This window comes from Frankia sp. AiPs1, assembly GCF_023716945.1.
Taxonomy (GTDB): domain Bacteria; phylum Actinomycetota; class Actinomycetes; order Frankiales; family Frankiaceae; genus Frankia.
Genome location: NZ_JAMQQF010000576.1, coordinates 1 through 3,769 on the forward strand (window position 1 = coordinate 1; position 3,769 = coordinate 3,769).

The following is a 3,769-nucleotide window of genomic DNA, read 5'->3' on the forward strand; positions in this document are numbered from 1 at the left end:
GGCCAGCGCGGCGCCGTGGAGTCCGCCGGTGGTGGCGAACAGCCGCTGCCCCGCCCGCAGGGCGTCGGGCAGGCCGGTCACGGTCGCCGCGTCGAGGCACAGCGGGTCGTCGGCGACGGTGAACCGGCTGCGCAGCCGGACCGCATCGATGCTGGCCTTCCCGCACAGGCCGCAGGAGCTGGTGGTGTAGAAGTTGCGGGTCAGGTCGACCTCGGGCGCGGCGACCCCGGGGGCCAGCACCACGTCGAGCACGTTGTAGGTCGGGCGGCCGTCGGCGTCGACCGCGCCGTCCCGCCCAGATACGCCGTCCCGCCCAGATACGCCGCCGCTGCCCGGTGCGCCGTCGCTGCCGAGTGCGCCGTCTGTGCCTTGCGCGCCGTCTGTGCCTAGTGCGCCGTCTCTCCCGGTGCAGTAGCGCATCGACGCCACGTCGGCGGCCCCGGCGATCATGCCCTCGCCGAGCAGGAACCCCAGCGCCAGATCCATGTCGTCGCCGGGGGTGCGCATCGTCACCGCCAGCGCCCGCCCGCCCACCCGGATCTCCAGCGGCTCCTCGCCGACCAGCGTGTCCGGGCGGACGGCCGTGGCGACCCCGGGCCGAACCCGGGTGACTCTGCGTCGGGCGGTCGCCCGCCCCATCAGCGTGCCCCTCCCACCGGCCCGCGCGCCGGCTCCAGCCGGATGATCAGCGACTTGGAGGTCGGGGTGTTGCTGCGGGCGGCGGTCGAGTCCAGCGGGACCAGGACGTTGGTCTCGGGGAAGTAGGCGGCGGCGCAACCCCGGGCGGTCGGGTAGGCCACCGCCCGGAAGTTCTCCGCCCGCCGTTCCCCGTCCGTCCACACCCCGACGAGATCGACGTGCACCCCGTCGGCGAGGCCGAGCGCGGCGAGGTCGTCCGGGTGGACGAACACGACGCGGCGGCCCCGGCGGATCCCGCGGTAACGATCGTCCATCCCGTAGATCGTCGTGTTGTACTGGTCGTGCGAACGCACCGTCTGCAGCAGCAGATGCCCCGCGGGGACGTCCAGGACGTCGCAGACGTTCGCGGTGAACGCCGCCCGCCCGTCCGGCGTCGGGAAGGTGCGGCTGTCGCGCGGCGGATGCGGAAGCTGGAAGCCACCCGGCGCGGCGAGCCGGGCATCGAAGTCCTCGAATCCCGGCACCACCCGGGCGATGTGACCGCGGATCCGTCGGTAGTCGCCGGCCAACCCGGCCCAGTCCACCGAGTCGTCCGCCCGGCCGGCGAGGGCGGCCTCGGCCAGCCCGCAGACGATCGCGACCTCGGAACGCAGGTCCGCGCCGGCCGGGGGCAGCGTGCCACGGGAGGCGTGCACCATGCCCATCGAATCCTCGACGCTGACCTGCTGCACCCCACCCGCCTGCAGATCGACCTCGGTGCGCCCCAACGTCGGCAGGATCAACGCCGCCTGTCCCGTCACCGCATGGGAACGGTTCAGTGTCGTCGACACCTGCACCGTCAGCCGACACGCCTGCATCGCCGCCTCGGTCACCGCCGAATCCGGACCGGCCGCGACGAAATTTCCACCGAGGCCGAAGAACACCCGCACCCGACCGGCGCGCATCGCCCGGATCGTCTCCACCACGTCGTGGCCGTGCGCACGCGGCGGAGCGAAGGAGAACTCGGTGCCCAACGCGTCGAGGAACGCGTCGGGCATCTTCTCCCAGATTCCCATCGTACGGTCGCCCTGGACGTTGGAATGCCCGCGTACCGGGCACACCCCCGCCCCGGGCCGGCCGATGTTCCCCCGCAGCAGCAGAAAGTTGACGACCTCCTGAATCGTCGCGACGGAGTTCGCGTGCTGGGTCAGCCCCATCGCCCAGCACACCACGACCCGCTCCGCCGCCAGGACCCGGCCGGCCAGCTCGTCGATCTCGGCGGCGGCGAGCCCCGTCGCCGCGGCGACGTCGGCCTCGGTGAGATGCCCACGAACATGCGTGGCGAACTCGGCGAAGCCGCTGGTGTGCTCGGCGAGGAAGGCGTGGTCGAGCACCGTGCCGGGGGCGGCGTCCTCCGCGGCCAGCAGCCGCCGCGACAACGCCTGGAACAGCGCCATGTCGCCGTTCAGTCGGATCTGCAGGAACTGGTCGGCCAACGCCGTGCCACGCCCCACCATCCCCCGGGCGTGCTGCGGATTGCGAAAACGCAGCAACCCCGCCTCCGGCAACGGATTGATCGCGACGATACTGCCCCCGGCCCGCTTCACCCGCTCCAACGAGCTCAACATCCGCGGATGGTTCGTCCCCGGATTCTGCCCCACCACCAGCACCAGATCGGCGGACTCCAGATCCGCCAACGTCACCGACCCCTTACCCACGCCGATCGTCGAGGTCAACGCCGCCCCGGACGACTCATGACACATGTTGGAGCAGTCCGGCAGATTGTTCGTCCCGAACATCCGCGCGAACAGCTGCCACACGAACGCGGCCTCGTTGCTGGTGCGCCCGGAGGTGTAGAACGCCGCCTCGTCCGGGCTGTCGAGTGCCGACAGTTCGGCGGCGACGATCCCGAACGCCTCGTCCCAGCCGACCGGGCGGTAGTGATCCGCACCCGGCGCCCTGTACACCGGCTCGACGATCCGCCCCCGGCTGCCCAGCCAGTGGCCGGAGCGGCCGGCGAGGTCGGACACCGGATGCGCCGCGAAGAACTCCCGCGTCACCCGGCTGCGGGTCGCCTCCTCCGCCACCGCCTTCGCGCCGTTCTCGCAGAACTCGACGACGGACCGCTCCCCCGGCGCCGGCTCCGGCCACGCACACCCCGGACAGTCGAACCCGTGGTCCTGGTTGACCAGCCGCAGCGTCCGCACCGCCCGGCCCGGCCCCATCCGCTCCCACGACTGCGCCAGCGCGTGCCCCACCCCCGGCAACCCGGCCGCCGACGTCGCGGGCGCCCCCACCCGCAACCGGGCGTCCTCGTCCTCCAGGTCCCCGCCGCCTCGTCCCATGGCCTCCACCATCCTCGCGATCGAGGTCGGACACCACCATCGGCAACCGCCAGGCCCGGCGGCCACCCCGCGACACCCGCTTCTCCGCCATGACTGTCGGCGGGACGTACACTCGCCCCCGGGTACAATTTTCTGTACAAGGGGAGGCACTGTGAAGACGATGAGCTACTCGGAGTCACGTGCACGCTATGCCGAGGTCCTCACCGCGGTGGCGGACGACCGCGAGGAGATCGTCATCACCCGGGCCGGCCACGAACCGGTCGTCATCGTCTCCCTGGATGACTACCAGTCCCTCAAGGAGACGGCGTACCTTCTCCGCAGCCCCGAGAACGCCCGCCGGCTCCTGGCCGCCATCGATCGCCTCGAAAACGGCGCCGGCACCGTACGCGACCTCGCCGAGTGAAGCTCGTCTGGGACGAGAACGCGTGGCAGGACTACATCTGGTGGCAGACGGAGAACCGCAAGATCCTCAAGCGCATCAACCTCCTGATCCAGGACATCACCCGGAACGGTAACGACGGCATCGGCAAGCCCGAGCCTCTGAAGCACGGCTTCCAGGGCTACTGGTCCCGGCGCATCAACGACGAACATCGACTGATCTACAAGATCAGCGAAGACCAGATCCGCATAGCTCAGTGCAGGTACCACTACTGAGACGTCGGAAGATGTCTTTCCCCCAGAGGGACGCCGCGGCCGCGGCGGCCTACCGGCCGGTCCAGACGGGTGGGCGCTTCGCCAGGAACGCGCGGACGCCCTCGGCGGCGTCGGCGGAGTCGCGGATCGCGTCGAGGGCGGCGGCGGTGGCC

4 protein-coding genes are annotated in these 3,769 nt (G+C 71.4%); 2 read left to right on the forward strand and 2 right to left on the reverse strand.

Annotated features, from left to right (window positions below):
* Both ND748_RS27625 and ND748_RS27630 read right to left on the reverse strand, forming a co-directional pair.
* Window positions 1–639: formate dehydrogenase accessory sulfurtransferase FdhD (locus ND748_RS27625; RefSeq protein ID WP_251749135.1), on the reverse strand; the 639-nt coding region annotated here is incomplete at its 3' end.
* Complete coding sequence (locus ND748_RS27630; RefSeq protein ID WP_251749136.1) at window positions 639–2,963, reverse strand: FdhF/YdeP family oxidoreductase; 2,325 nt, start codon at window positions 2,961–2,963, stop codon at window positions 639–641. The genes ND748_RS27630 and ND748_RS27625, both read right to left, overlap by 1 nt.
* A gap of 151 nt (window positions 2,964–3,114) precedes the next feature.
* On the opposite strand from ND748_RS27630, the gene ND748_RS27635 reads away from it, so the two are divergent.
* On the forward strand, window positions 3,115–3,366 hold the full coding sequence (locus ND748_RS27635) for a type II toxin-antitoxin system prevent-host-death family antitoxin (RefSeq protein ID WP_041939128.1): 252 nt from the start codon (window positions 3,115–3,117) through the stop codon (window positions 3,364–3,366).
* The gene (locus ND748_RS27640) at window positions 3,363–3,617 is read left to right on the forward strand and encodes a Txe/YoeB family addiction module toxin (protein ID WP_251749137.1); all 255 of its coding nucleotides are present in this window, start codon (window positions 3,363–3,365) and stop codon (window positions 3,615–3,617) included. Before ND748_RS27635 ends, ND748_RS27640 begins: the two co-directional genes overlap by 4 nt.
* Window positions 3,618–3,769: the final 152 nt, after the last annotated feature.